Source organism: Arthrobacter sp. MDT2-34-1, from assembly GCF_059091365.1.
The window spans coordinates 1-609 of the sequence record NZ_JBNHGO010000102.1 but is presented as its reverse complement, the minus strand read 5'-3'; the positions used below and the strand labels follow the sequence as shown (position 1 = coordinate 609).

Annotated in this window: 1 protein-coding gene; it reads left to right on the top strand. The window is 63.9% G+C overall.

Translation table 11 applies throughout. The features are described 5' to 3' along the window. Positions 1-22 precede the first annotated feature (22 nt). Positions 23-609 (top strand): transglycosylase domain-containing protein (locus AC5RVV_RS17855; protein WP_494002689.1); only part of this gene is annotated, 587 nt, incomplete at its 3' end.

Genomic DNA, 609 nt, shown 5'->3' with positions numbered 1-609 from the left:
CCGGCCGTTATGCTCTGGCCACATGGCTTCTTCCCGTACGTTCCCTTTCTTTGACACGGCCACGATCCGGGGAAGGATTTCCGCGCTGCTGGGCGTCAGTGTGCTGTCCGGCATCCTTACGGCCGGCATCCTGGTTCCTCCGGCGGCGCTGGCGGCTGCGGGAGCACAGTCCTCCCTGGCTGTCTTCGACCAACTGCCGGACGAACTGGAGGCCGGACCGCTGTCGCAGCCGTCGCAGATCCTCTCGGCCGACGGTGAGCTGATCGCCACCTTCTACGCGGAGAACCGGGTTCCGGTGATCCTGGACCGGGTGTCCCCGCACATGCAGGACGCCATCATCGCCATCGAGGACGCCCGCTTCTTTGAACATGGCGGCGTCGATGCGCACGGTATTTTCCGCGCGATGCTGAACAACGTCAGGGGCGGGGACCAGCAAGGGGCGTCCACGCTGACCATGCAGTATGTCAACAACGTCCTGATTGATGCCGGCGCAGCGGAGGGTGTGAGTGCGGACGAACTGACAATCAGCGGCACGAAGTCCATCACGGACAAGCTCCGGGAAGCCAAGCTCGCCCTGGCGGTGGAGGACAAGTACTCCAAGGAGGAGAT